The organism is [Clostridium] fimetarium (assembly GCF_900111235.1).
Classification (GTDB): Bacteria; Bacillota; Clostridia; order Lachnospirales; family Lachnospiraceae; genus Clostridium_N; species Clostridium_N fimetarium.
In genome coordinates this window covers 250749-277736 of record NZ_FOJI01000002.1, presented here as the reverse complement: position 1 = coordinate 277736, position 26988 = coordinate 250749, and the positions used below count along the sequence as shown (strand labels likewise).

Annotated in this window: 28 protein-coding genes; 1 reads left to right on the top strand and 27 read right to left on the bottom strand. The window is 30.1% G+C overall.

All coding sequences use genetic code 11. The annotated features are described in order from the left end of the window. Positions 1-147: 147 nt before the first annotated feature. The 13 genes from BMY18_RS03640 to BMY18_RS03585 form a co-directional block, all read right to left on the bottom strand. Positions 148-681, bottom strand: coding sequence for a histidine phosphatase family protein (locus BMY18_RS03640; protein WP_092450665.1), 534 nt, complete (start codon positions 679-681; stop codon positions 148-150). Positions 682-1014: 333 nt separating this feature from the next. Further along, on the bottom strand, positions 1015-1485 hold the full coding sequence (locus BMY18_RS03635; protein WP_278280977.1) for an NUDIX hydrolase: 471 nt from the start codon (positions 1483-1485) through the stop codon (positions 1015-1017). Between the two features lie 66 nt (positions 1486-1551). Continuing rightward, positions 1552-2457, bottom strand: a complete 906-nt coding sequence (locus BMY18_RS03630) for a hypothetical protein (protein ID WP_092450661.1) — start codon at positions 2455-2457, stop codon at positions 1552-1554. A 239-nt stretch (positions 2458-2696) separates the two neighbouring features. Next, positions 2697-3965 (bottom strand): SHOCT domain-containing protein, encoded by a 1269-nt coding sequence (locus BMY18_RS21335; protein ID WP_242940952.1) that lies wholly within the window; start codon positions 3963-3965, stop codon positions 2697-2699. Positions 3966-4111: 146 nt separating this feature from the next. Beyond that, positions 4112-5761, bottom strand: coding sequence for a recombinase family protein (locus BMY18_RS03620; RefSeq protein ID WP_092450659.1), 1650 nt, complete (start codon positions 5759-5761; stop codon positions 4112-4114). 374 nt (positions 5762-6135) lie between these two features. After that, positions 6136-7662: a DNA primase family protein gene (locus BMY18_RS03615; protein WP_170841282.1), complete on the bottom strand. Its 1527-nt coding sequence runs from the start codon at positions 7660-7662 to the stop codon at positions 6136-6138. Further along, positions 7649-8173, bottom strand: a complete 525-nt coding sequence (locus tag BMY18_RS03610; protein WP_092450656.1) for a hypothetical protein — start codon at positions 8171-8173, stop codon at positions 7649-7651. The genes BMY18_RS03615 and BMY18_RS03610 overlap by 14 nt, the downstream gene beginning before the upstream one ends. Positions 8174-8445: 272 nt before the next feature. After that, on the bottom strand, positions 8446-9420 hold the full coding sequence (locus BMY18_RS03605; protein ID WP_092450654.1) for a hypothetical protein: 975 nt from the start codon (positions 9418-9420) through the stop codon (positions 8446-8448). A gap of 96 nt (positions 9421-9516) precedes the next feature. Beyond that, positions 9517-9654: a hypothetical protein gene (locus BMY18_RS20945; protein WP_170841281.1), complete on the bottom strand. Its 138-nt coding sequence runs from the start codon at positions 9652-9654 to the stop codon at positions 9517-9519. A 111-nt stretch (positions 9655-9765) separates the two neighbouring features. Continuing rightward, positions 9766-10164 (bottom strand): hypothetical protein, encoded by a 399-nt coding sequence (locus tag BMY18_RS03600; protein WP_092450653.1) that lies wholly within the window; start codon positions 10162-10164, stop codon positions 9766-9768. Positions 10165-10179: 15 nt separating this feature from the next. Continuing rightward, positions 10180-10815 (bottom strand): DUF1643 domain-containing protein, encoded by a 636-nt coding sequence (locus BMY18_RS03595; RefSeq protein ID WP_170841280.1) that lies wholly within the window; start codon positions 10813-10815, stop codon positions 10180-10182. Positions 10816-11116: 301 nt separating this feature from the next. Continuing rightward, positions 11117-12094, bottom strand: a complete 978-nt coding sequence (locus tag BMY18_RS03590) for a hypothetical protein (RefSeq protein WP_092450649.1) — start codon at positions 12092-12094, stop codon at positions 11117-11119. Between the two features lie 42 nt (positions 12095-12136). Beyond that, positions 12137-12514, bottom strand: a complete 378-nt coding sequence (locus BMY18_RS03585) for a hypothetical protein (RefSeq protein WP_092450647.1) — start codon at positions 12512-12514, stop codon at positions 12137-12139. A gap of 254 nt (positions 12515-12768) precedes the next feature. Between BMY18_RS03585 and BMY18_RS03580 the strand changes: the two genes are divergently transcribed. Continuing rightward, a complete protein-coding gene (locus BMY18_RS03580; RefSeq protein ID WP_092450646.1) occupies positions 12769-12990 on the top strand; it encodes a helix-turn-helix domain-containing protein in 222 nt (73 codons plus the stop codon). Between the two features lie 15 nt (positions 12991-13005). Here BMY18_RS03580 and BMY18_RS03575 read toward each other — a convergent pair whose 3' ends face one another. The 14 genes from BMY18_RS03575 to BMY18_RS03515 form a co-directional block, all read right to left on the bottom strand. Further along, positions 13006-13326, bottom strand: a complete 321-nt coding sequence (locus BMY18_RS03575; RefSeq protein WP_092450644.1) for a DUF960 family protein — start codon at positions 13324-13326, stop codon at positions 13006-13008. Between the two features lie 35 nt (positions 13327-13361). Further along, positions 13362-13730: a hypothetical protein gene (locus tag BMY18_RS03570; RefSeq protein ID WP_139197210.1), complete on the bottom strand. Its 369-nt coding sequence runs from the start codon at positions 13728-13730 to the stop codon at positions 13362-13364. Positions 13731-13844: 114 nt separating this feature from the next. Then, positions 13845-14756, bottom strand: a complete 912-nt coding sequence (locus BMY18_RS03565; RefSeq protein ID WP_092450640.1) for a DUF5688 family protein — start codon at positions 14754-14756, stop codon at positions 13845-13847. Positions 14757-14898: 142 nt separating this feature from the next. Continuing rightward, positions 14899-15771: a hypothetical protein gene (locus tag BMY18_RS03560; protein ID WP_092450639.1), complete on the bottom strand. Its 873-nt coding sequence runs from the start codon at positions 15769-15771 to the stop codon at positions 14899-14901. Positions 15772-16049: 278 nt separating this feature from the next. Next, positions 16050-17069 (bottom strand): DUF3644 domain-containing protein, encoded by a 1020-nt coding sequence (locus BMY18_RS03555; RefSeq protein ID WP_092450637.1) that lies wholly within the window; start codon positions 17067-17069, stop codon positions 16050-16052. A 160-nt stretch (positions 17070-17229) separates the two neighbouring features. Continuing rightward, positions 17230-17862, bottom strand: coding sequence for a hypothetical protein (locus BMY18_RS03550; protein WP_092450635.1), 633 nt, complete (start codon positions 17860-17862; stop codon positions 17230-17232). A 104-nt stretch (positions 17863-17966) separates the two neighbouring features. Further along, positions 17967-18737 (bottom strand): hypothetical protein, encoded by a 771-nt coding sequence (locus tag BMY18_RS03545; RefSeq protein WP_092450634.1) that lies wholly within the window; start codon positions 18735-18737, stop codon positions 17967-17969. Positions 18738-18868: 131 nt separating this feature from the next. Further along, positions 18869-19009 (bottom strand): hypothetical protein, encoded by a 141-nt coding sequence (locus BMY18_RS20940; RefSeq protein WP_170841279.1) that lies wholly within the window; start codon positions 19007-19009, stop codon positions 18869-18871. Beyond that, the gene (locus BMY18_RS03540) at positions 19006-19716 is read right to left on the bottom strand and encodes a M48 family metallopeptidase (protein ID WP_092450632.1); all 711 of its coding nucleotides are present in this window, start codon (positions 19714-19716) and stop codon (positions 19006-19008) included. Before BMY18_RS03540 ends, BMY18_RS20940 begins: the two co-directional genes overlap by 4 nt. A 9-nt stretch (positions 19717-19725) precedes the next feature. Next, positions 19726-22893: a type I restriction endonuclease subunit R gene (locus tag BMY18_RS03535; RefSeq protein WP_092450630.1), complete on the bottom strand. Its 3168-nt coding sequence runs from the start codon at positions 22891-22893 to the stop codon at positions 19726-19728. Between the two features lie 95 nt (positions 22894-22988). After that, entirely contained in the window at positions 22989-23435 is a 447-nt protein-coding gene (locus tag BMY18_RS03530; protein ID WP_092450628.1) for a hypothetical protein, read from the bottom strand. Positions 23436-23574: 139 nt separating this feature from the next. Further along, on the bottom strand, positions 23575-24177 hold the full coding sequence (locus BMY18_RS03525; protein ID WP_092450626.1) for a hypothetical protein: 603 nt from the start codon (positions 24175-24177) through the stop codon (positions 23575-23577). A gap of 429 nt (positions 24178-24606) precedes the next feature. Then, the gene (locus BMY18_RS03520) at positions 24607-25209 is read right to left on the bottom strand and encodes a toll/interleukin-1 receptor domain-containing protein (protein ID WP_092450624.1); all 603 of its coding nucleotides are present in this window, start codon (positions 25207-25209) and stop codon (positions 24607-24609) included. 256 nt (positions 25210-25465) lie between these two features. Beyond that, positions 25466-26818: a hypothetical protein gene (locus BMY18_RS03515; protein ID WP_092450622.1), complete on the bottom strand. Its 1353-nt coding sequence runs from the start codon at positions 26816-26818 to the stop codon at positions 25466-25468. Positions 26819-26988: the final 170 nt, after the last annotated feature.

The window sequence follows — 26988 nt, the reverse complement described above, 5'->3', positions numbered from 1 at the left end:
TTAAAGATTATAATATACTTACTGCTATAACTCAACTATTAAAAAACAGACAACTATTTCACAAAAAAATGAAATTAGTTGTCTTATATTTTTTATATTAATTTTAATCAAATTTGTAGTGTCTTTTGCATTTTATTATTTTAAATATTATTTTTCAAGTATATACAAATATCCATTTTTCATATTCCTAGGGATATCTCCTTTGAATCCTAATAGTTTCAATTCATTGATTAATGTTATCAAGAAAAATCCATGAGATACTATTAATATATTTTCATCTTCTTTTAAATCTAATTTACTCAAAAATTCTTTTGCTCTTTTTTTCGTATCATCTGATGTTTCTAATTGCGAAACATGGTTTATCTTCCATGCAATTCTAGAAGAAATACTCCATAGGAAACCAGGTATCTTTAATCGTATTTTTTTAACTGGATACATTTTTACTTCTCTTAATAAATCTGTTGTTTCCAATTCTTTATCATAGATAGTCTTTGCTGTTATTATAGCTCTTGTCAAATCACTACAGTAACATTTATTCCATTGACTATGTTCCAAATCAATTTTATTTTCTATTACTGTTGCATTATCATAACTAGTAACATACTCTTCAAAATCATTAGAGTTCATCATTTTCTTAGCCTTATAATCAACTTTATAGTGTCTTACAAACCCAATTTTCATTTTTTCCCCTAAAAGTAATCGATTTTAATTATCCCAATAATTTACAATGCTCTCATAATTCACTCTATAATATTCTATTTAATCTTTTTTGGCGAGCCCGTAATCCATTAATGTAACTTACTAACCAAGCTCCGCCATTCAATTGTTTTTCACCCTAATTCAAAATTAAATTTACCGCTATTTATGATACGGTTCTCCGTATCACTTTTTCCGGTAATTCTAACTGTATAATATTAATATTACCTCAATTAGTTTTACCATTTCAATGAGTTATTAATAGAACTTACTTTTCATTTCAAAATCTCTTGACTTTTTTGTAACAATTAGTAAGATTTATGATTGATTGCTTAATTTTGTAGATTTACATTCTACCAAATAATTATTTTCATATACACATGAATGTTCATATATTTCATCTGATTCTAACAATAACGGTAAGAATTGGGGTATATTTGTTGCAACCCCTGTATTCTCCGGATGTAGAATCCATGAAATCAATTTCCAATCAAGTATACCTTCTCTCGTCTTCCTAGGTGTGGTATATGTAATATTTTCAGGTAACTCTGCTGTAAAAACATATATTTCACCACTTTGAATGTTGTCTTCAACTCGATTTATTATACCTTTATAGTTGAAATGTTTAATGTTTATCCCTGTTTCTTCATAAACCTCTCTTTTGATACACATCATTGGAGTTTCTTCTTCATTAATAAACTTTCCTCCAATTCCATTCCAACTTCCCATCCATTTTGATTTTTCTCTATTCAATAGTAAAATGCTATCCTTTTGTATAATAAAGCACATCGTATATTTACACATATAATCAGCTATAACCTCTCAATTCAAAAATTATTATCCTTTAATATAGGATTATTTTGCTCTGGCATTCAAATAGTATTTGAAAAGCAAAAGATCGAGATACTTTTCAAATCCAGGAATAATAATATCTTTGATTGTATGTTCTACATCTGCTGTTTCTTGTTCTTCACAGATTTTTATCTCGTATGTTGTAATACTTAAAATTGCGTCCATATATTTTGTACCACCACTACATAAACTAACATTAATGCAGATTATTGAACCTTGAACATCCTTTCCATCCTTGCTACTTTTTACATATGAGTGTTCTTTATATGATTTAGTTTTATCAAATATAAAAATAAAAGGTATATTTTCATTAATCAATTTATATGCGGTAGACTGTTTCTCATTAAAAAGTATATTTATTTGTGAATTGTTAGATGTATTTAATCTGGAAAATGTCTTCCATTCTTGTTCATTGTTTAGCCTAACACATATACTTAGCCCAATTCTTTCTCTCTGTAAATTTAATGTTTTAGCTAGACAAATATTTAATTGCTCTAATAATTCTCCACCTTCTTGCTTATAATCATACATTATCACGGAAGGATTTCCATTATTTTTTTTTCCGATATTATCTATCAATCTGTAATAATTCTTTGTATGTATTGCGTTGTTACAGGATATAACCTCATTCAAAATTGCCTTCTCAGAAATATTATTCTTTGAAAATACAAGATCCTGTTTTGCTTTTAATAAAGTATATAATAAAGATATGATAAAACAAATCCAAAAAGCAATCATAACAGGAGTTCGTATTACACCATCCTCATTAAACCAGTTGAATTTATTTCCCAAAATTTGTACAGTTATAAAAAACAAACTTGCTATAGTCGAAACGAGCGTTGACAAAATCCAATGTCTCACAAAAAACTGGAATATCTTCTCCATCAAAGAATTCTTTTTAATTTCCATATAAACATTATCCCCCTAGTATATTGTATACTCACGACCAAAACGATGCTAAATGAGTATAATTTCTTAGTTACAAATCCATTTTCACTTTACGCTTATTGGTTCAATTATAATAACGAAAACAAATTGCTAACACTACGATGAAAACTATTAATCTTACACAATTTCAAAACTTTTAATAACACTTTTTCCGATAATTCTAGGGTTAATAACTCCGCATATTCCCCCTGTTATCACTGTTATAATTTAGCTAACAAATCTGCCTTTTTATTATCAAATTCTTCTTCTGTCAAAATCCCAGCATCTTTTAGCTTAGCTAGTTGTGTTATTTGATCAATTATGTCAGGTTTTGCTTCGCTCTGCTGCATAATTACCTGTGGTTGTTTATTTTCTTGCTTGATAGATTTTCTGTATAGATGATATAGAGCAACTACCCTTTCAGCTTCCAGTTTATTTAAAGTGCTGATTTTTTCTTTAGCACCAGCTACATTAATTTCTAGGTCACATAGTTTTAATGCGGCCGTTAATGCAGCATCTACAATCATGCCAGTCAAAGTAGAATTATTTGTGTTTTGAATTGTTGCAACTGATGTGATATCTTCATAATAGAACTGTTTAACATTTGCTGTTGCTCCGAAGGCTTCTCTATTCATAATTATTATTTGCTTTGTTGTACAAACAATGTAATCCTTTGCAGTTATTGAATCTAGCCCCCAAGCGAAATAAATTGCTAATTCATCATCATATATCATGTATTTTTTTACTTGCTCATATACCTTATCGCCAATTTTTTCATGAATAATAGTATCAATTTCTTGGTCAGTTATCTCAAAATCTTTTTTTGTAATGCATTTAAAGTAGTTATTTAATGTAATAAAATCTTCCTCATATTTATTAGTAATCTTCAAATCAGCCAATTTGAATCCATCACATTTAAATGTATATGAGATCTCTTGTTTTTCCAATGTAAATATACTTATCTTATTACAGGAAACTTTACCTATTGCAAAATATTTGCCATCGTCTGGATGTGCTACTTTAAAGTAGAAGCTCCTAGTTGTTAATAAAAATTCTTGATTATCTGTATCTTTTATCATAATCACTGCTATTTCAGTTGCATCATAATTAGGAAATGATTTATTAATTGATTTTAGCTTCTTTTCATCGATATAAGGGTACATAGAAATATATGACTTACTTGCACTGTTTGCAGGTAATAATATTTTTTCAAAGAAATCTTTTGTAAATGCTAATATATCGCTTTCTACTATATCTGTATAAAATCCACCATTACTATCATCGCCTGATTCATATATTGCATCTATTAAGCTTTTTGATAATACTCTTACTTTTTCCTTCATTTCAATATCATAAGCCTCTTCTACTAACTTCTTTTCTTCATGCTCTTCTTTTTTTTGTTCATATACTTCTTTTGCCTTTTGCGCTGCATTTTCAGCAGTTTCCTTTGCCTTATCTGCTGCTTCTTTTAACTTGTCCATAAACCCCATTAAATTTATCCTCCTAGTGTCATTTTATATTACAGAATTTGTAATATTTGTAATATAATGTTAAAGTTACTATACTACTTTACAGACAATATTAATACTATTTTTACTATTGCAATCTATCATTGTCTTTTTCACTTGAAAATAGCCTACATTGCGAATTTAATATTAATATTTCTGTACTTTTCATGGTCTTCAAACTTAAAAAGAGATGCATCCTCATCGGATGCACCTCCACTATTTCCAAGATAATCTATAAGATCATCATTTAATTTGATATGTATTGTATCTATCTGCCTTGAATGGCCAATTGTAATCTTATCAATTATCATATGAAGTAACAGTTTTACTTCATCTCTGTTACCGTTATTGAATATGCCTGAAGCTCCTGCAAGTATTTCTTTAACTTCTTCATACGAAATCTGTTCACCTCCACATTGATCAATAACTTCAAGACATAAATGCTTCTGCTCTTCTAACTGCCTGATTTCTGAGTTTTGTTGTTCCTTTCGTTCCATAAATTCACTTTTGTTTATTAGCTCTTCTTCAAATGCTTCAAATAACTTTCGTTTTTTACCTTCCATAGCATTCAGGTCTTTAACTACTTTGTCATATGTTTTTCTATAGGGTACTTCTTTGTCTATATTTTCCTTATTAATCTTTTTTACAACGTTTCTAATTACACGATCATTAGACAAAAGTCCTTTGATTTTGTCTAATACATACGTATTAGCATCTTCCGCTTTAATGGAATTGTTGTGACAGACAGATGTACCTTTATTCTTCCATGCTCCACAGCTATACTTGGGAATCTTTATTCCTCCAGCTCCAGGTACACGTGATATGACCATACCTGCTCCACATTCAGGACATCTGAGGATTCCAGTAAGAGGGAAATAATCGTTGTAGACTCTAGCTCGCTTTCCTCCTTTAACCTTCATGATTGCCTGTACCTTATCCCATATTTCCTGAGTAATGATAGCATCATGTCTTCCTTCGGCAATAATTGGATCCGGATTCTTGTCTCTTCTTCTATTCTTGCTCCAACCTTGATTTACTCCAAATCGAATTTTTCCAATATAAACAGGATTCATTAATATTGTCCTGACTGTACCTACTGAAAAATCATTCAATTTTTTTGTACGTAATCCAATTCCATTAATCTTACTAACAATAGCTTTATAGCCTTTACCTGAGACATATAGGTCAAAAATAGTTCTAACTGTAGATGCCTCATTTTCATTCACTTTTAATGTTCTAATGGATTTTCCATTATCATCTTCTACCTTTATGCTATCATAACCCATAACCTTTCCACCACACCACAATCCATCCTTTGCTCTTGCATTCATACCCATTCTAACATTGGCACTAATGTTTTCGCGCTCAAATTCAGCAACCATACCAAGTAACTGTAACTGCAATCTTCCTGCTGGTGTTGTAGTGTCTACATCATCAGATATAAACTTAATTCTGACATTGTAGCGTTCTAGGTCTTCTATAATATTGAGAAGATCTCTTAAGTTTCTAGAGATTCTTGATATCTTCCATGATATAACGATATCAAATTTACAGTTAGAAGCATCTCTAAGTAGTCTTTTCAGTTCTGGTCTTCCGTCTATATTTTTAGCTGAAATGCCCCTATCCGAATAAATATCGATGACCTCATAGCCGTTATTTCTACACATTTCCATAACTAATTCTTGTTGCTCATCTATACTGTAACCATCAAGCTGCTCAGTTGTGCTTACACGACAATATATTGCAGCTCTTTTCATTTTATCATTTGATGTTTGCATTCTCTATTCCTTCTTCCTTATCATGTTTGTACTGTAGCCATACTAGAGAGGCCAACTGTTCAATTACTAAGTCAATCTTTATCTTATCTTTTTCCATGTGATATCCTCTCAATATTATTATATATATTTTGCTTACTGATTAAGTTATTACTATTACAGGCTACGCTTATAATCATTTTTGAGTCATTAAGATCTATCAGGTAATAATTTAGCACTAAATAATTCAATTTAAAGCAATTGATATTTGTCAAATCCCCAACGGTTTCCACTAGAATCAAACAAGTGGATATCTTAAATAAATTTTAAATTTTATATATTTATTTTAACAAAAAGTTTTTGTAAGATATCCACCTAATCATTTTCGCTATTACTACTTAGATTAACGTAATATTTACCCAATTCTTTTTTATTTTAATTCCAAAATAATATGCATTTCCATTTTTCAATTTGGTTGTAGATGAACAGTTAATATCGTCTAAGCAATGTCTAGCAGCTTCATGAAATACCTTTACTTGATTGAAGCATTTTGTTGAAATATCATTTTCATTTGCCCATCTTGTAAAGTACTGATAAATTAACGATGTAGATATGCTGTCATTTTCTGTCCCTTTTTCAACGCAAGAGTCAAAAAAATGTTTAACTGGTTGGCCCATATAATAATACTTCATCTTCAAATTATCTATATTATCGCTTTGTGTGAGGTTCCACTCCTTACCCTTCAATCTAAACAAACCTTCAAGTGCCCATTTCAAGATACCAGGCAATTCTTCCTTCAATCTACCAAACAGATTCTTATCCTGATAATGATTCCCTTCTACCTTTTGCTCTCCACTGTGTAACTCTCTATATACATTTGGGAATTCTATTGGTAGAAGCCTTGATAAATATCCATTTGACCCATCCGTCGTCTCTATTGGTTCATTGCTACACACAATAAATTTACAATAGATATATGTGGTAAAAGCTTTCTCATACTTATTTTCTACACTAATAGGGTCATTACCAGTAAGTGTCTTAATAACAGCTGTATCAAGTGGCTTTTTCTGTGACCTTTCACCACTTATGTTTAGGACCTTATCCCAAACCTCTTGTTTACCAAACCTTTCCGATAGGTCATCTAAAAATACAGCTGATACGTTCATAGGGTTATGCAATTCTGTCAACAATTTCATCAAAACACCTTTTCCATTTCTGCCTACACCATATAAAAGAAAAAGCTTCTGAATAGGATATTCACCATATAAGAAAGTATATCCAAACATTTCCTGTACATTAGCAATGACGCTTTCATCTCCATTAAAAACATCATTCAAAAAATTCTTGAATTCATTACACTCAGCATTAGTATTATATTCATACTCCAGACTATAAAAGTTTATAATCTGGGGGTTATGTTCTCCTGGATAGAACTTGTTTTCTGATATACTGAGTGTTCCATTAAGAAACACTAATTTATCTTTGGGTATTGTAAAATTTCTATAAGACTTAGCTCGTCTTAGTACTTCTGTAAAATATGATTTCTCAATATTCATAGTCCATATTGCAGAATCATATTCCTCAATCACTTTGTAGAAGAAGCTTTTTACATCATCTTCAGGAATGAATACATATTTTCCAAATCTATAGTTATATAAAGCTAATTTCCCCATCATTAAAATTATGGAAAATCTGTTGAGCAAATATCCTGAAAATATATTCGTATCAATTGTTTTTGTTTTACCATTAAATATTATGCCCCTATTTTTTTCTTGCTCTTTTCTAAAATCTTCTAGCTTATATTTTGAAGAAGGTGAGGCTTGGTCTGAAATCCAAGCCTTTCTTAAATTTTCTTCCCTACCATTTAATACTGCGAAGTCCGAGAATCTCCACTCGCTTGTCTCAATTTTTTCACTGGTCATCATCGTTCTCCTCATCAAAATCCTGATTTTCCAGTTCTTCCAATCCTTCAACCGCCTCTAATACATGTAGATTCAGATATTGCCCTTTATGTTTCAACATAACAATGCAACTTTTTCCAATCAACTCAAATATCGGCTCATTTTCTCTCAATAATAAATTAGAGATCTGACATAATTGCTCATATTGAAATCCACTGTATGCATAACCCTGATCAATATCACGTGATTGTCCACTTATATTGAATACGCTATAAATGACATGAATCTTATCCGTAGTTTCAAAAATATCAGTGATAATAGCTGTATAAGGCATATCATCATCCAACCTTACTAATCTACCCAAAATGCTATTAGTATTATCACATCTTTTCTTATTAATTGCAGCTCTATTAATAGCAGCTATGTATACTTGCTTTTCAATATCATACTCATTCTTAATTTTTAATTCCTGTCTTTTTGTTGTAATAAAATCTTTTTCCATCGTTTTTGGCATTTTTCGCGCAATTGGACACATATCATATTCTCCTATAATTTAAAATTTTACACTGGCCAGTGCATTGCTAAATAGCTTATGCTTATTGTAGCAAATTAGTTTAATCCCCTCAATTTTTCTCAAAACCTTTCCCCCCTGCGAAGTCTTACCCACGCCTTGCTTTTCCATTCCCTAAATATAGTCATATCCCCAGTAAAATTGCCTATTTACTAAAATATTAAAATACCACATAAATAACAAAAAAACATAAGCATGTAATTTGCCTATGTTTTCGTTTTTCTTTGTAACTATTATTAATTGATATTCAATCCAACCTTAACCCTTATTGTTTCATTTTTATTATTCTTTATTTTTATTATACTAATTGCATCAACTATTTTTACAGACCATTCCGAAGGTTCTAATGTAACCAAACAATCACGCTGTTCATAGTCATCACACTTGCTTTTTATACGCTCAATTATATTTTTCGATAATAACTCTATATTCTTTTTTTCTTCCTTTAATATATCTGAAATAAGCTTAATCTTTTTGCGTCTTTTTGTGATTTTTTCATACCGTGCTATATCAAATTCACAATTATAAATAAATGATTCATTATTTGTGTATAACATACTTCTCATATTATAATATTCTTTATTTTCATGTGTTACATTCATGGGCCAATCTGTTGATTCTCTTACATACGTCATTTTACAATTCAGATATATGTAATTTTCTTTATAATTGCTAATCTCCTCCTCACTTATAAAATATAGATTAAAATTTTGCAACTCTTTTTTTAAAGTACTTTCTGAACAATTTAAGATTATAGAATCAATATATATTGACTCATATGCAAAATATATTGATGCATTTAGCAAATGATAATCCCAGATTTTAGCATTAGAATAATTTTTATCATAGCTTTCCCCATTAAATATTTCATTATAATTTTCATTAGCATTGATTTCTTCATTATCGTTTTTTATGATATTTTTATAAAATTCTTTGGGTACTGGATATAATTGCAAAAATCTTTGTATTATTTCACTATATTTTAATACTGAAAAAATATTATAATTAGCATTGTATCTGTCTATCCATTTATACACAGTTTTTCTGTTATATGATTTATTATTTTCGGTTTTATAATAATCAATCTTATTGGCCTGGTTTCCTTCGCCCTTGCTACTGTTATATACCTTGCTATATGTATACATAATTTCTATTCCAATATTATCTGGGAACAGCATATTAAGTTCTTTTAGTTGATCATCTTTGTTCATCTTTAGAATATGCCTTTCTATAATTATCACTCTATTATATCATATTTACAAAAAAAAAAGCCAACCATATCAGTTAGCAATTCTTTCGATTTATATTTATTTCCTTGACCTTTTTGTAGTTCCTGTCTGCCTTCTTATTCCCTTGTATATACTGTAAATACCAACAGTCATAGAAAAGCCTTCATAAAAGGCAGCATATACACTTACTATAGTTACTGTAGTAAACATTAACATAATATTGTCACCTTTTCTATACTTTCAATAACTCCTATCACCACTAAGCCAAAGATGGCTCCTAATATAAAAAATTTAATCATATGATTAATGCTCCTATTCTGATTTTAATTAATGATTCTTTCTTGGAAATATCAACACCAAACAATAATCCGATGACAATATATATATTTGCATAACCCATTCCATTTTACCATCTTGCTCCAATATATCTTGAAATTCAACACATTCAGGTTGTAAAGAATATTGACCCATTATTTTTTCAAGGAACAATTCTGTATGTTCTATTGTTGGAAATATCAGAACATATCCACCCAAATCTGCTCCCGGATGCCTTGTAGCTCCATAGTTATCATCAAATGTCTCTATTGTTGACTTAGCGTTTTCAATCACATTTGCAAAATTTCTTAACTTGTCCTTTTCATCAATCACATTGGTTTTAAGTAACTGATATTGATTGAAATCTTCTAAACACTCAATATCAAAGTGATTTACTATTTTATAATACATTGCTTTACTCTTCCTTTACTCTTTAGTAGAGCCTTTCTCACTTGATTTAGTATTAGTTTTAGATATTATATGTGCTTTGTCTATTGCAATTGGTATTGTGTATTCAGATAGTCTCCATTTAGCATTTGAGTACCTAATACCTAAAAACAACACATGTACTGCTGAATTCTTACTCTGTGATAAATCATTCGTTGTGATTTGGTAAATTGTCCCTGCCGGATTATGTTTCTTGAACATCTCAAATATAAGATGTTTCGTCTGCTTAGCCACAGAAGAGGAATTCATAGAACACCCAAAGGCTACAACAAATTTATATTTTTTAAAGTTAGCCTCTTTCATTATGCTTTCTATATATTTAAGATTTTCCTCATCCAATATAATATTTCGTGTAGACATTCGAGCTTTACATCTCTTAGAAAATAAGTTGATAAATCTAATGCTTGATATATTTAATTCACGAAAATGATTAATCATATGCAATGTCGTTGAATCCATTGTAAATTCGTCGCCTTCTCCGAGCGTGGGGAATAATTGCAATATAATTAAATCATCCCCTTTTACACCTTCAAAAAGACGTTTGATTTCATATGTATGTTCGTTTTCTTTGTCATACACTATTGTTGTTTTAAGCGTTCCAGTTATTTCATTCATACTAACCTCCATTTTTCATTTCTGAATATTAACTATTTAGTAAAAATCTAACAAATAATCATTTAATTTATATTAATATTTTTATAATCCAGTATAATTTTAATATTCGTAATAGCTTGTATCTTAAAAAGGACATTATCTGATTTATGTAAACCATGCAATATCCTTCTATAATGCCTAATATAACTAAATAGTAGGCTATTTTTACATTGTGTTTGACATTGAAAAAGCGAATCAAGAATTTTTACGGTCTCTTGATTCGCTTTTAGGTATTGCTCATTTTCGTAATTGATATATGTCCTTAATTCTTTGTGACAAAATAAGTTGTATTATTATTATCATGAACGGCGATTATTCCTTCATTTTTCCCTAGATAGAACTCAAAATTATTCATATAATTGTCCTTGTTTTCTATAATATACTTACAGTCAATGACGTTATAATAATGATAATTGTCTTGTGCCATTAATCCATTAACATTACCATTCAAAATATATGTCGGACTACTTGTATATGTATACTCATAATTACATGTTGATTTTGTAGTGTCGATGCTAGCAATTGTTATTTTAAAGGTTTCTACCCCACTTGAAGCTTTTCCGCTCCAAACTCCACATGTTTTGCTCCAATCTTCCACCATACTGGTATTGTTAATGCTTATTACCCATCCATATGTGGTATTAAATGTACATTTCAATGATATGGTGTATTTCTCTACCATATATGTATAAGGAATTTCCGCTTTATATGTATATATACAACTACCATCCGCATCAACAGTGTCACTAGCTGAAACATATTCAATATTTTTATAATTTGTATAATTCATATATGCGTCTGCTAAATCTTTTGACATTACTCCTACTGGTTTAACTGTTCTCTTTTGAGTGTCGTATTTATCAATAATCCATCCTCCAACATCATAATATTTGTAATACAAGATAAGTTCTGTTGAACATGCATAATTCTGGTTGTCCTGATTTATGGTACAATATATGGTACTATTCCCCTTGTCTATCGATCCTTTAATAATTGACACAGAATTAGCATTTAAAGTATATGTTGTTTCATTAAATATAAGTTTTACTATATCTGATTTATTAATATCATTAAGGATTGTTTTTTCGGATGGCATAGTGTCTTTTAAAGCAACTGTACTTTCCATTTGTGTTTCTACTGGTGTCTCCACTGGTGCCTTGTCTTCTGTCTTTTTACCACAAGCTGTTATCAATAATATACAGGCTGCTAATGGCAAAAGAAGTTTTACTGCTTTACTCATAATGACCCTCTCATTTGATTTATTCTGTATGTACATATTTTATTATCCACGTATATTGTCGTTATTTTTATTATACTTATTGGGACCTGTTTTAAGAGTTAATACGAATCTATCTTTAGCATCCTCTATGCTTATGTTATATTTTTTAAATTCATCTTTTAAGTGGTTATAAGCAAAAGTACCAACTCCACCCAAAAGAGCTGTCCACCCTATAGGACCAGACATAAGAAGAGCAGCCGCCCCGACAAATGCACCTATTTTACTATTTTTCTTATTCTTAATGCTTTTATGTACATTCTCAAACATCTCATCATATAACTCGTTCTGAATATAAATTACAACGTCTTGCTTAATCATCGCTCTTGTTAGCTCTTTTTCATTTGAAACTATTGTAGGACTTAAGAATCTTACTTTTGCCATTTAGGTACCCTATTAATATTATATCGTCATAATATCAACCTTTCTTTTTCTTATGCGAGGTGCAATGTTATCTTCAACCTATGTTTTACTAATTTATTATTGATTCATTTATATTACTATAACTCTGCGCACTTTCCTTCCCATTAATTTCCACCTCTTTAGCATTTTCTACATATTATAGTCTAATTTTCGACTATAGTCAATTATATGAGCATACTTTATTATAGTAATATAATAAAATATGAGGTGTTACAATGATATCCTACAAACCATTTTGGAATACATTAGAATCTTCACAGGAAACTACATATACGTTAATTACTAAACATAGTGTTTCAAGTAGCACTATTAATAGACTACGCCGAGGTGATGGTCTATCTACATTAACACTTAATGATTTATGTAGAATTCTAAACTGCAAGATAGAAGATATTTTAGAATATGTACCAAACAACGACGATCAATCTTTACAGTAAACAAATCTCATATCTCTAATATTCACTGGCTAGTAACATTACTATGTTGCTACCATCATCAATCACATATATCTTTCCCTCGATGCACTCATTCATAGTTTTAAACTCCATAATTTTAATATACTTGGGTTGTTCTTGACTATGCTTGATAACCTGCATTTTTACACCGTTTTTTGATTCTTGTTTCATTTCAAATATCTGTAGATAATCTAATTCTATTTTCCCCTGCATTTCATCAATACTTTCAAATATCTGTATCTGCCATTTGAGTGGTATTTTAGATTCGACGCCACGAGTAATATAACGTTTTTTGTTATTACCAAACATTTTTTCCATCTTTCATTATTTCCTTTTAGGTTCATAGAAAAGGTTCATAGTAAATCATATACACAATAAAATATCGTTATCGCATACTCTGTACCTATTATGTATAGCTCCTGTATCCAATTCACACTATTATCAGTGACAATTACTTCCTTGAATTCAGCATCATCACTGTCTAGATTATACTGTTTATGTAGATACTTGATGCCTTCCACATTATCAATATTTTGAGGCTCATCACATAATATGCAGTAGCCACCATTTTGAAATGGTGTTTTATCACAATTATAGTTATCCTCTATTATTTTTAATGTCTGATCTAGCGCTGCAATGACTTGGTCCGGAATATTTGCATTTTTCTCCATAACATTAATTAAAAGCTCCTTTTGAGCCATGTTACCAATCATGTAATACACTTGTCATATCCTCCTTATTGAATGTTTCTAAGGTTATTTTTTTTATCCGAAAATAAAAATAAGGAATGTCTACTCAATCTTCAGACATTCCTTATACAAACCTTTTTTACCTGTTCATAGAATACTAATTTCTCCTGTAGCCTTGTCATATACATATACAGAATCACTTAATACTTCTTCACGACTAACTGATGTACTATTTACTTCTTTAACCATATTCGCTATATCTGCCTTGTTATCTTCATTGTACTGAGATAACAATATGCATTCATGTATTGAAGATGGCAGAATAATTATCTTATCAAGCTTATGTTTATTTGCAAACTTCTCAAGAATACCATCATACAGAATTGTGGCTGCACCATTTATCTTGGAATTATTTGATATAACATACATTGTGTCTTCTGGTTCATTCATATACTGTTGAAATTCAATTTCATCTTTAAGATTATCACATTCGACTAATTCCATAACAATATTTGACATTGACTGAATCACTGCTGGTAACTCTTTCTGACTGTTGATTTTCGCCTGATTATCAATCTCTTCAATACTGACATTCCAATGCTCCAACATCTGATTTGTAATGGTTGCACTTGCATTACCTTCATCATCTCTGCTAATTAACACAAAATATGTAATAGCCATATCCAAGTAATCCTTATAAACAATACTCTTTAAGCGCTTTTCATTACTTTTCCTGTTAATTAATTTGAACATGATCTTATCCCTTGCATATTCATAATCAAGCACATCAACTGCTGCAAAATTAGCTGGTCCTCTTGTCTGAGATACTTTTAATATCCCACAGATGATATCATCAATACTTTCTCCTGCTACAAAATCGTCATAATACTGGTTTAAATAAATTGTTGGTGCTATTTTGCTGTCTTTTTCCATAATGCAGATGCTATCTAGTTCTGTGTCGTTGTTTTTCATTACTTTTTGATAGTTAACTTTGTGGTTGTCGTCTATCGATTCTTTTAGCTTGTTTTCTACCAATTTTACAAATTTCTCATAATTCATGATATTTCCTCCTGATTTTATATAAAAATAAGATAAGCATTACAGTTATTAATCTGTAATACTTATCCTATTTATAATATAAATTTATATATATTCTTAAATACATTAATTCTTTTTTTCACACACGCCTCTACTATTATCATTAAACACAACCAAATGAGATTTCCTCAATGTTTAATTCAATCAAATATTTGTTTGCTGTCTCAAAACACCTAAATGTAGTACTCCAACTAACTATGCCTTTTTTTAATTTTTCTTCTGTATACGGATCTATAATAACTGGTATTTCTAAACATCCATTTTTGATTTTTAAAAATCTTTGTATAAATACCATTCCCTTTGTCAAATCTCCTTGTTTTATAAGAATAGCCTCTTTATGGAATTTAATAACCATATCTTTTGTTTTTTCAAATAAATCAATTATATCCACACCTTCTATCTGTTTTTCTAAATCGTTTTTTACCTGTTTCCATTTTGTATAATTATTAAGTAAATGTTTTGCATCTATCTTAATAATTCTTTTAGCATTTATAATATTTGATGATATACTAATACTTGGTAATGTTCGATGTGTGATAAAATTTCTTAATTGATACAAGAACCTATATTCCCAATATTCATCATAATATTTATTGGCAAGCATCTTAAACTTCTCTAGGTTTTTATCTTTTAATGTACATTCAAAATAATTTATGTATACAAACAATTGCATAACTGAATTATTTAATAAGCGACCAATTTCTTGCGCATATTCTAGCTTCATATCATTTGTTAACCTTAAAGATTTATCTGATACTTTATATAAAACTTCAAGTAAGTCTTCAATATTTCTATTTACATATATATAGTAAGAATGAAATGAAATAAATTCATTTAATATCTGGAAGCTTAAATCTAACGCTTCCTTATCTTGGTCTGATATTATATCTCCTATCATCAAATTTGGAGCCCCATTGATATATACTAATGAACCATCTTCATTTCTATCCCACCATCCCAATGAATAGTTATCCATTTTTCACCCTTCCTCATTCGATTTATATAAAAACTCACTTTATATTGATTCTAATATATCTTAGTCTTTTCTATTTAATCCGATAGCTATAAATAATAGCTATTAATTATAGTATTTATAATGCCTATCAAAGGCCACGCCAAAACAAAGGATACACATTTCCTTGTTTATTAACATCCATATCTATCACAATTTTATTTAAAATACATTATCACCAAAATAATCTAGAAGCACACCATTTTATGAATTTATGATTATTCTTAAGCACAATTAATCCATTAGATTTCCGAATTCACTCCATACTCTTTTATTATTTCTTCAACAGCTAACTGCGAATAAAATGTTGTAGCAACTATCGTTTTACTTTTTGGATTCAGCTTTCTATTATAGCAATACTGTGATCCATCTTTAACATGTTTAATTATTTCGTTAAATTTTTTATCTTGTTTAAAATCTTTAAGTCTATTTTTACAACATTTGCTTACTTCTTTATAGGTTAGTGGATATCTTGCAAACAACTCGTCATCACTTAGCTGCATCTTCTGAGCATTTGAATCATTTACAATTTGTACTTTTTGCACCTTCGTAAATGTTGCATCAGCATTATCTAAGTTTGTAATAGCAACCTTCAAATCACTATTAGTCATTTTCTTAATATTCTCAAGGTAAATATCAAAACCAACAACAATTGTATCTTCAACACCTTTATCACCAAGATCTGAAATGACATTTACCATTTTTGTGATAAATTCTTTAGATTCTTTTGATGAAATATATTTTGCAGCTTTATGTGTCAAAAAATCTTCTGGTTTAAATGGTAATTTAAAACCTAATGGTAAAATAAAAAGACCTTCATTATCCATTATGTCCTTATCAAAATATGTATTGATAAACTCTACATAATTTAATGCCGCCTTTGCAGTTAACATGAAAATATATGGTTCTAACTGCTCATTATAAAAATGTACAATATTATTTCGATAATCTTCAATTAATATAAGATTTTCTTTTATAGACATAAAACTTTTTGGCTTTATTGAATTAATATATTCCTCTGTATAATTGATTGCTTTACAAAATGATATAGTATGCTCCTCTTTATCTTCAAATATAGATTTATTCTTAACATACTTTTTAATAAACGCTTTTAGTAAAAGCTCCCATGCATTCATCATCAATAATGTAACCGTTTCATATCTATAAGAAATTTTAGGTTTATTATGTATTTCGATAGCTCCAAAATATGCACAAATTGAATTCTTTATTAGATTACTCTGTATCATTTTTCTTTTAGCCATAATTTATCTCCCCTATTAACTCACGACTTCAAATCCTTACACTTCCAACTTAACCCCACTGTTCTTCAACCATTCCTTCCTACTCTCATAATCCGGCCTCATTCTCCCTATCATTGACTATAATCACTTAGAATAGTTCACAACTCAAATACTATTTTAATTATTCGATAATCTCATATGAACGACTCGACAATTGGTACCCTATTCCTTCAAGTATTCCTTGTCCTATTATTCGTGTAGCAAAGTATGCAACAATACAATCCGCTGCAGTAAACAGTCTTTCTCTACTTTCATCCATATTGATTTCATGTTTTGACTTGTTAAAAACAGAAATAAATGAAAACAGTATATCTGACAAATCTTTATCCACATAATTTTCTTGAAGCGCCTTATGCACTGCTTTTCCTAATGTAGAATTAAAGTTACGTAGGTTTCCAAATGTTTGGTTTCTTTCAAGTAACAACCTAAAAACAACTTCTAAATGCATTCCACACATTTCAACGATATATCTTGGATGCATTTGAATATCGCACACTTCTATTTCACTCCTTACATATTGTAAAGGGCGGAATAATTTTCTTTCTTGTCCTGCTGGAAATGGATTGATTGTTGGCATAGATGGCATACAATACCCACCTATACCCCCAATTTTTTGATCCATAAGCCATATTCTTTTACAATCATATTTATCATTTATATATACTTCATTTAAGAAATCTTGAATTTCCTTTTTTTGATAATTACTAAATAGCTTATCATATATAATTTTAGACTCATTTAATGCATTTTTCAATATATATCCCCCTGTATCTTTATACGATTCCTACAGTATTTTTCTATAATCAGCGCATCATATATTGTATATTTTTATATATCATTACAAAATATATATATTATCTATGCTGTCAATAACAATGAGACAATTGCAACTGATAACGCAAAATAATTATATATCCATGTTCTATTTTCTTTCATTATTGAATCTGTTGTATCACTAATTATCATTACAAAAACAGGCTGAATTATACCAGCTACAATGAAAATAAAACTAGAATTATTGAAATCTTTTATAAAACAAAATGTAACTAATACTAATATCAAATATAGACTTATTACACTTAATAAAACACTATTCATTATTTTATTTATTATTTTTGAATTTTGAATTTTATAATACACACTGGTTTTATTTAATAATATATTATTTACATTCTTTGAAAAAATTAATGCATTCAAGTTGACAAAAATTTTAAAGATCACTAAAATGCTGACAAATAAACATAGCAATTCTTCAATTAAGATTCCCCACCAATAATAGCTATTGTCAATTTCCACTTTACTCCAATAAACAACCAAACACACCAAGCTTCCGATTATAATCGTAATTAAAACCGTTTGTAGTAAACTTCTCATTAACATGGCATCTAATTTGTTTTGAGTTTCTTCTAGCGTTGTACATAACTTTTTAATATCTTTTGTCTGATTATTTAAATCATCTATTTTTTTTTCTACATCATCTATTTTCCCCACAAATGTATTTTTATTATCTTCAACTTCTTCTATTAACTTTCTTTGCTCTAATTTAATTTCTTCAATACTCTTTTCAATTGATTCAAGTTTCTTTAATCTGGATTTTAGCAATAAGTTTATTTTAGCTTGCAGTATCATTTTCTCTTTACTCCTTAGTAATTAATAGATTGTGTTTTTTGTCATTGTTTCCTTACTTTGATAATATAATTTAGCTTTTAATATTTTTTATCACTCATTTTGAATATTTTCCAAGTCAGAAATCTACAATTTTATTTTGTATACCACTTCTCAGATATTTTTGCATTTTGACTATCCGTTGCAGGATTACCCACTTTATTACCCCTTTTATTTTGAAATCTATTAATAATACTATCAGCTAAATTACATTGTTTTATTTTTACTTTGGTCATACTTCCAACTTAATCCCATTATTCTTCAGCCATTCCTTCCTTCTCTCATAATCCGGCAACACTCTCACAAGCATCTCCCAAAATTCCTTAGAATGGTTCATATATCTCAAATGGCACATTTCATGCACAATGATATAATCCAATATATTTGCTGGAGCAATAATATCCTTCCAGTTAAACATAAGCGTTCCATCCTTCGTACAGCTCGCCCACCTTTTCTTCTGCTCCTTTACAATGATATCTCCTCTTTTTTCCAAGAAGAATTTCTCATAATAAGCAACGCGTTCTGGTATCTTTTCCTTTGCCTTTTCCTTATACCACCCAACTATTGCAGTTCTAATAATTGCTTCATCTCTTGTAGGAGTTGTAACATATAACTTGCCTCTATAGAGCTTTACTTCAAGTTCCTTTATACTTTCATCATCGATCAATTGTAGTGAATACCTTCTACCCAAATAAGTAAATGTTTCTCCATTCACATAGTCTCTACGATATCTTCTAGTTTCAATTTCCCTGATTTCAAAAAGCTTTTGGGTTATCCATCTGGATTTCCCCTTGACCACTTCCAACACTTCATCATCTGATAAGTTTATTGGAGCTTTCACTCGGACCTTGCTGTTTGGCTCAACTGAAATAGAAATATTTTTTCTTTTACTTCTAATCAGTTTATATTCTATTTTGGCTGTGCCATATTGGAAAGAGAACATAAAGGCTCCTTAATCGTATTTATTTATCTTTGCAAGTTCAACAAAATACCTTACCATCCTATCAATCTTATCTACTCCAAATTCACTGAAATATTTTGTATATAATAGCTCTGATAATTTTTGTGTCATATCCTGTTGCCTTGCTGGATTATCATTAAATCCTACTACCATTGATTCCTTTACTACATTTATTATATCGTAAGTCATGTCTTTCATTTCATCCATCAAAAGAAGGTCTTCACTACCTTCCTCATAGAAATTCTTGATTGCATCAAATACGGCTAATTCATTTGTATCTTTTAGTCCGTATTTCTCAACGTCATCATCTTTACCTTCATCTAGCTCACGTTTGATGAATTCTTCTAACAGTGTCTTTCTGTCTTCCCAATTATTTACTGTTTCATCTATAATAGACTGTAGCTTTTCTAATAATGACTGATAACGGACAGGATTGGTTCCCATCTTTACAGAAATAGTCCTTATGATAATGTGCTCCATTGCTGAGGCCTGTGCTTTTGCTCCACCTAGACTTGCCATCTTTGAATCAAAATCATTTTCAAATAAAGTAACGGGATGTATCCATCCATAAACGCCTTTTGCTTTTAAATGTTCTGATATCAGTGCTCTTACTTTTCCGCCGCAATCAGCAATATCGAGTGTCTGTGTTGGCTCAAACCTTGCTTTTGCAGCTGCCCTGATATATGCGAGCCATTTCAATACGTCTATATCATCCTTATCTACATAATTAGGCATTAACGCATCAACAACTATTGCATATCTCTTAAAAGCGACTTCAAACTCAGCTCTTTTATTTTCTGGCTCCAATATATTCATTAACTCATCTAAGTTATTCTGGTCTACACCAGCAAAAATGCTGAGTGCACTTCTCTTATAGTTCTGTAGCTGCTCATACATTTTTTTAATGGATTTCATCTGATCATCTATATCTATATCATTTTCATCAAATACTTTTAACGCTTCTGTCAAATGATTGGTTATACCATAATAATCAACAATAAATCCATAAGATTTCTTTTGTATCAATGGATTACCTAAATCATCTCGTTCTTTCGTTTCTTTTACATATGTTCTATTTACCCTAGCAATCGCCTGTAACAGATTATGTTCTTTTAAAGAACGGTCTAAATACATTACCTGCTCAATTGGTGCATCAAATCCTGTAAGTAACATATCCTTTACGATAATGAAGCATAATTTATCCTTTTCGATTGGACTCTTATATCTACTGATAATTGCATCTTGTTCCTGTTTTGTCTTATGATGTACTTTCAGTATTGGGATGTCATTATTTCCACCAGAGAAAATAACTGCCACCTCAAGCTCTTCTCCCATAATTTCTTTCATATGTCTCTTTAGTGCATTATAATATTTGACGCATGCTATCCTGCTAACACATACTATTTGTGCCTTAAATCCATTGATGAAAATATTATCTCTATAATGTTCTAATAGGTCCACTGCAATCGCATCAATACGATCAGCAGCCTCAGCTATTGCTTGTCTTGTTGCATACTTTTTCTTGATTGCTTCCATTTCCTCTTTTGATTTGTCAGCAAATGTCTCATTAAAGTCTTCTTCTAATTCATCACTCAAAACATGAAGGTTTTGACGCCTTCCTTCATACACAATCGCAACTGTTGCCTCATCTGCGACGGATTCTTTTAACGTATATTGGTCAATCTTGCCACCAAAAGTACGATAGGTATTAATATCTCTTTTTTCAATTGGAGTACCTGTGAAGCCAATAAAGGTTGCATTAGGAAGTGCATGACGCATATTTGCAGCAATATTACTATACTGGCTTCTATGAGCCTCATCTGTCATTACAATAATCTTATTAGAATTATTGAGCACTTCAATTTCTTTATCATAATGGAACTGCTCTTTAATATCTAATTCGTCCTCATCCTCAAAGACTTCCTGCTCATCTTCTCCAGTTTGAAACTTATATATTGTAGTCATTATTATTTTAGGTTGTCCACTTGATAATAATGTTTTTAATTCATCAATTTTCTCTGCCCTTGTCAGTATTTTATCTAGGTTAGATCTCGCTTCTGAATATCCAGATGGAAAACAGCCTGTAAATGTTTTGTATATCTGCTTATCAAGATCAATTCTATCTGTAACTACAACAATCATGTTGTCATCTAAGCCTTTTGCTCTACGAATCATCTTTGATAACATCGCCATTGTTAAACTTTTACCGGAGCCTTGGGTATGCCAAATAACGCCACCCTTTTCAAGTGGTGTCTTCCCATTTAGCAATCTATCCATTACTTTATTAACCGCTCTAAACTGCTGATATCTGCAAAGTTTTTTCACTTTAATTGCGCCATCAATTTCAAACAATATGAAATTCTGCATGATTTTAAATAAGTTTTCTTTCGCAAACATTCCCTGTAAGAGCATATTCTGTCGATTGTTTGCAATATCATCCATATCCTTCTTATTCATTGGATATGGGTCTTTCCACTCAAGAAAATGCTCATATTTTGAAGAAATTGTTCCTGCATATGCTTGATATTTATTCAATATACCCATAAAGAAATTGGTATAAAATAATCTTGGAATACCTTCTTCAATAAGCTCATCACGAATATCCATATATCTTTGCAGTTGATCAAAAGCATCTTTCTTTCCAACTCTGATATCACTACTAGTCTCTTTAAATGGTGACTTGCATTCAAGAACAACAATAGGAATTCCATTCACATAAATAATCATATCTGGAAAACACGTCTTTTGATTTCCCCTAACTTCCAACTGACGCACAACCAGGAATTCATTATATTCGATATGTTCATAATCTATGTATTTTACTGTTAAGCTCTTACCTTCTTGTGACACAGCTGCTGCCTGATTGACAATTATTTCATGTACTGTTTCATTTTTAGAAAGCAATGAATCTCCTGATACATCTGAAATCTTTTTAATTGCAGCATAAATGCTTGTATCATTTAATTCTGGATTGAATAGCTTAAGATATTTAGTCAATCGCTTGCTCAATAGCACATCTTTTAATGATTCACGTTCCCCTGCTTCTGGTGTGAGTTCCCCCCCATGTATGTAGTCATAACCTAGATGATTAACTAAATATTCTGTTGCAGGTATTTCTACTAGTGTTTCCTCATTACCTAGTGAATATTTGCTTGACATTGTTTGTTCCCTCCCCTCTTTATTTGATGTGTTTGTAATTTGAAAATACTTATCAAAAACATATCCAAAAAGATACTAAATTAACTTAATATATATTATAATTTTCCTTTTCCACATGAACAAGTTCCACAATAATTCGCATTAACAGTTCCACAATCAGAACATTTCCAACTTCCAGTTGGCACTGACTTTGAAATTTCTGACGTAAATATGCTTTCTTTTTTATCTGAGTTTTTTGGCTTATCATCTTTTTTGTGTGCTGATTCAATTCCATATAATCTCCCGTTTAACATCTCAATATTTTCAAGTATTTCACCAATACTATATAAAATAACACACACAACAATTACACCAATCATCTGGGCTAAAAATATTCCTATTGTCATGCCCCAATTTCTTGTCACTTCAACAGATTTTGATGAATAGCTACTTAAACTTGAGCTAACGCTTGTACTTTTCCCCAATATTGATGCACATATAAAACTACCTATCACCCCTAACACTCCAATAACTACAGATAATTCCTTACAAATTAGTCTCATACTTTCATCCCCCTAAAATCACTATTATTATGAATAACTATTTCACTGCAAATATATATCGGCTTTAAAATATTATACTAAACTGCTTTCTAATCATATTACTCTAATTTTTCCAGATATGCACCAAAATGCTTATCTCTTACAATACACTAAACATACAATCAAAGTTATTACGCATTATTGTATTTTCTAGATTGGTAAGATCATTTATGTACTGTTCAAAATCTTGAATAATATCAGACAAAAACAATTGGGGATTAATATCTATAGTTCCACGATTTGAAAACTCAATATTAATTTTAAACCTGTGACTCAAAACGACTGCATCTCCACTCATTCCATTGTGAAACAGTCCACATCTTAATTGCTTGTATAACACACTAAGTTGGTCATCTGTAACATTTTGAACTCTGAATATTCTCCTCATGCCTTCTAAAAAGTATTCTTTACTCTTCCTATTGCTTAATCCTCCATGCCGATATTGTTCAACACCTTCTATGTACGATGTTGCTATCATAACAACAACAAAGCTGTTATTCTTCTCGCTACACAAGCTAACTGCACGACTTAGGAACCACTCGTCAACCTGACGCTTATAGATAAATATTTTGTCATCTATATCATTCGGGTCTAATCTTTTTCCAGTTCGTTCATCCGTTATTACTGGATTATAATTAGCATCACGAAAGCCTAATATTTCAGAAGCAAGATAGATTGGCTCATTACGTAATTTTTTTGGCATATATAATTCTCCTTTTCACAATTAAGTCACTAGTTGTCACAATTAAAAAATATTTATTATAAATATAAGTAGGACGCTTCTATAACTTTTCACATTAATTTTTTAAACCTAAAAACTTCCATATTATATTCAAGCTTCACTTTTGATTTATAGTCGTATATACAATTGAATTATTAATGCGACAAAAGGAATTAAAAGTATTCAATCAGACAAATCATGCTCCTTGGGCGAATAGTACTTGTTCTATATCATTACAATTAAGCTACAGTAAGAACACTGGGCTGGAATATCTTTCGGCACTTCCTTTACGACTTTTTTATTAACTGATATTTTGATTATCCTCTATTTATCATTTATTAACAAATAGGCCTTCTCATTATTGCTAACAACCAGGAAATAGCGGTTCCAAACACATAACTCTCTAAATAATTATTGTGTCCATTCACTCCATCCACAACTTTTGCATGAAATACTATAATAATTCTCATCATGTTCATAGTCAGTAAAACGCTGTTGCTTCACAGTATCTTCCCCACACTGTGGACATACTTTAATATTGAAAGCATCGTCATTTCCAGCATCAAACACAACTTCATTATATTTCTTAACAATAGCTCTACTAAAATTCATTGTAGGTTCCTTGCCGGTTACTGACTGTACTATTTTACTTTTGTCTTTTTCTGTACCGGAACCATATTTTATGTACTTATATGATGAGATAATTGTGGGTAAAGGTGTACTATCAAGCATGACAGGAATGAATTTTACACCGTCTGTCGATAACATTCTTCCTATAATTGCATTCGTTTCAGCTTTAACCCACGGTGCTTTTGATGCTTTTTCTGACCACAGCAACAAAAAATGAGTGCATATTTCTAGACCATTATTGACTTTGGATGGTATGGATTCACCCGGAGCTATATTCCACTCATCAAACCAAACATTTATATTCTGCGCAGCAAAAAGCAGGCCGATCTCTCTCGCAATCTCTTTGTTAAAATGGTTATGGCTTATAAAAACAAGTTTATTCATATTTACCTCCTAAAATAATGAATATTTAATATCAAGTTCCAGCAATATATCAAATCTTTTTTTGACTTGCAACGGCTGTATTTCTAAGAACTATTCACACTCAGAAAACCATAATATCTTTTGATACTATTAAATCTATTGGGAAACCAGTGCATTCCTTGACGTATGATAATATAAATAGTTCTGTTAAGTCGTTTGTTATTTAAATGCTTAACATATACAATTTGTATATTCCATATTTGATATAGAAGCAAAGTCATTTTTTAACTGTTTTTTTTAGTTTCCATAAAAAGAAATAGTCATTATTTTGTAAATCTGCTTTCTTTGTACTTGTCTTGTCAAGAATAAAGTTTATACCTGCTGCACCTACCGCTGTTTCAAAAGCTTGTATATTTGAAAAAAGATCTGGTTTTATTATATCCCCAAACTTACTGGCTACTAAAGCTGTTCCAATTACAGTCATTGTCCCGAATAAACGGCTCATTCTACCATTCCTAATCTGCTTCATTCTCAAATCAAGATTATTTAATTCTGGATATATTATATCATCATATATTTTGTACCAATCAGTAACTTTATTTGTTTTATTTTGCTCAATAACAGCTTTATTTAGAGCTATACGATATTTGTTAAATGCTTCCGATTCCTCTTGACGGAGTTTAATTACATTTTTCAATTTAAGATTTTGAGTAATTAATAAATCGTATTCAGGTAAACAATTTGTATAGTCTTTTATTTCACTAATTTTTTTACTGTCTTTATTTGATCCTAAAAACATAGCATCCGACATTTTATTAGTAATCAGTTTTGCATTTTGTTCATTACAATATTTTGTAGTATACATAGCTGATAATATCTCGTCTTCGATGAATCCGCTAATAAACGAATTAGAATATTCATTGTTTCTGATTTTTTTTCCTATTTTTTCATTTTTTAATAGATCTAATACTTTTTCATCAGTTATTGTCCAAAACATTTCATGGTCTGGAAAAAATTCATGAATATTGCTGATACATATTTCAGCTGTTTTTTCGTTACTGTCATAATTTTGCAAAATAACTTTTGCTTTTGAAATATACTCTTTTTTTATTTTTTCCATTTTAATTATATCATTCCCAAAAACTTGATTTTGAAAGCAAGCTGGGCACATCATTTCATGACTAGGGGTAATAAATACAATATTATTTTTAATTAGTTCTGCATATACTAATATTAAAGATATCTCTTTTAATACTTCCGTTTTGTAATTTTCATTCATTAATTCATCAATTTCAACTTCATCCATATCAATCAGTTCATAATGTTCTGATGTAATAAATGCTAATTGAATATATACTTTATCTGCATATAATGCTGAAAAGACAGCAAACTTTTCCGCTCTAGCTATTTTACATGATATTTCATCGCATCCACCGGTACCTGATATATCACTATTAGGTACAAATATAAAAGGATTGTATTCGCTTACTATATAATCTTCATCAATTAATTCTCTCATATAAAGAACTAAACTATCTATTGTTTTTATATTGTTTCTATATAAAAAATCAAATAATGTTTTTTGTGACAATAAGTTTATACTATCCAAATAATCTATTAATTTACTCATATCACTCTCCTTCTTCTGTTTGTCGGGATTTTATAAGAATACATTGTTCTATTGTATGATAAAGTAAATATATGATATACACTTTTACTCAATTTTTTATGACCAATAGCTCATCTATGTATTTCTCAATCATGAAGTTGTATTTAATTATTTTGAAGACTTCAGTTTTT

What these genes read in the sequence shown, in the direction of transcription:
- BMY18_RS03615 (WP_170841282.1), bottom strand. Translation starts at nt 7,662, where the DNA reads ATGATGACCAGTGAAAAAATTGAGACAAGCGAGTGGAGATTCTCGGAC.
- BMY18_RS03610 (WP_092450656.1), bottom strand. Translation starts at nt 8,173, where the DNA reads ATGTGTCCAATTGCGCGAAAAATGCCAAAAACGATGGAAAAAGATTTT.
- BMY18_RS03515 (WP_092450622.1), bottom strand. Translation starts at nt 26,818, where the DNA reads ATGAGTAAATTAATAGATTATTTGGATAGTATAAACTTATTGTCACAA.
- BMY18_RS03565 (WP_092450640.1), bottom strand. Translation starts at nt 14,756, where the DNA reads ATGAATTATGAGAAATTTGTAAAATTGGTAGAAAACAAGCTAAAAGAA.
- BMY18_RS21335 (WP_242940952.1), bottom strand. Translation starts at nt 3,965, where the DNA reads ATGGGGTTTATGGACAAGTTAAAAGAAGCAGCAGATAAGGCAAAGGAA.
- BMY18_RS03540 (WP_092450632.1), bottom strand. Translation starts at nt 19,716, where the DNA reads ATGTTCTCTTTCCAATATGGCACAGCCAAAATAGAATATAAACTGATT.
- BMY18_RS03635 (WP_278280977.1), bottom strand. Translation starts at nt 1,485, where the DNA reads ATGTGCTTTATTATACAAAAGGATAGCATTTTACTATTGAATAGAGAA.
- BMY18_RS03595 (WP_170841280.1), bottom strand. Translation starts at nt 10,815, where the DNA reads ATGAATGAAATAACTGGAACGCTTAAAACAACAATAGTGTATGACAAA.
- BMY18_RS03545 (WP_092450634.1), bottom strand. Translation starts at nt 18,737, where the DNA reads ATGATACTGCAAGCTAAAATAAACTTATTGCTAAAATCCAGATTAAAG.
- BMY18_RS03590 (WP_092450649.1), bottom strand. Translation starts at nt 12,094, where the DNA reads ATGAGTAAAGCAGTAAAACTTCTTTTGCCATTAGCAGCCTGTATATTA.
- BMY18_RS03520 (WP_092450624.1), bottom strand. Translation starts at nt 25,209, where the DNA reads ATGAATAAACTTGTTTTTATAAGCCATAACCATTTTAACAAAGAGATT.
- BMY18_RS03620 (WP_092450659.1), bottom strand. Translation starts at nt 5,761, where the DNA reads ATGCAAACATCAAATGATAAAATGAAAAGAGCTGCAATATATTGTCGT.
- BMY18_RS03560 (WP_092450639.1), bottom strand. Translation starts at nt 15,771, where the DNA reads ATGGATAACTATTCATTGGGATGGTGGGATAGAAATGAAGATGGTTCA.
- BMY18_RS03605 (WP_092450654.1), bottom strand. Translation starts at nt 9,420, where the DNA reads ATGAACAAAGATGATCAACTAAAAGAACTTAATATGCTGTTCCCAGAT.
- BMY18_RS20940 (WP_170841279.1), bottom strand. Translation starts at nt 19,009, where the DNA reads ATGACCAAAGTAAAAATAAAACAATGTAATTTAGCTGATAGTATTATT.
- BMY18_RS03575 (WP_092450644.1), bottom strand. Translation starts at nt 13,326, where the DNA reads ATGGAAAAAATGTTTGGTAATAACAAAAAACGTTATATTACTCGTGGC.
- BMY18_RS03630 (WP_092450661.1), bottom strand. Translation starts at nt 2,457, where the DNA reads ATGGAAATTAAAAAGAATTCTTTGATGGAGAAGATATTCCAGTTTTTT.
- BMY18_RS03600 (WP_092450653.1), bottom strand. Translation starts at nt 10,164, where the DNA reads ATGTATTATAAAATAGTAAATCACTTTGATATTGAGTGTTTAGAAGAT.
- BMY18_RS03580 (WP_092450646.1), top strand. Translation starts at nt 12,769, where the DNA reads ATGATATCCTACAAACCATTTTGGAATACATTAGAATCTTCACAGGAA.
- BMY18_RS03530 (WP_092450628.1), bottom strand. Translation starts at nt 23,435, where the DNA reads ATGAGACTAATTTGTAAGGAATTATCTGTAGTTATTGGAGTGTTAGGG.
- BMY18_RS03640 (WP_092450665.1), bottom strand. Translation starts at nt 681, where the DNA reads ATGAAAATTGGGTTTGTAAGACACTATAAAGTTGATTATAAGGCTAAG.
- BMY18_RS20945 (WP_170841281.1), bottom strand. Translation starts at nt 9,654, where the DNA reads ATGTTAATGTTTACTACAGTAACTATAGTAAGTGTATATGCTGCCTTT.
- BMY18_RS03585 (WP_092450647.1), bottom strand. Translation starts at nt 12,514, where the DNA reads ATGGCAAAAGTAAGATTCTTAAGTCCTACAATAGTTTCAAATGAAAAA.
- BMY18_RS03525 (WP_092450626.1), bottom strand. Translation starts at nt 24,177, where the DNA reads ATGCCAAAAAAATTACGTAATGAGCCAATCTATCTTGCTTCTGAAATA.
- BMY18_RS03555 (WP_092450637.1), bottom strand. Translation starts at nt 17,069, where the DNA reads ATGGCTAAAAGAAAAATGATACAGAGTAATCTAATAAAGAATTCAATT.
- BMY18_RS03535 (WP_092450630.1), bottom strand. Translation starts at nt 22,893, where the DNA reads ATGTCAAGCAAATATTCACTAGGTAATGAGGAAACACTAGTAGAAATA.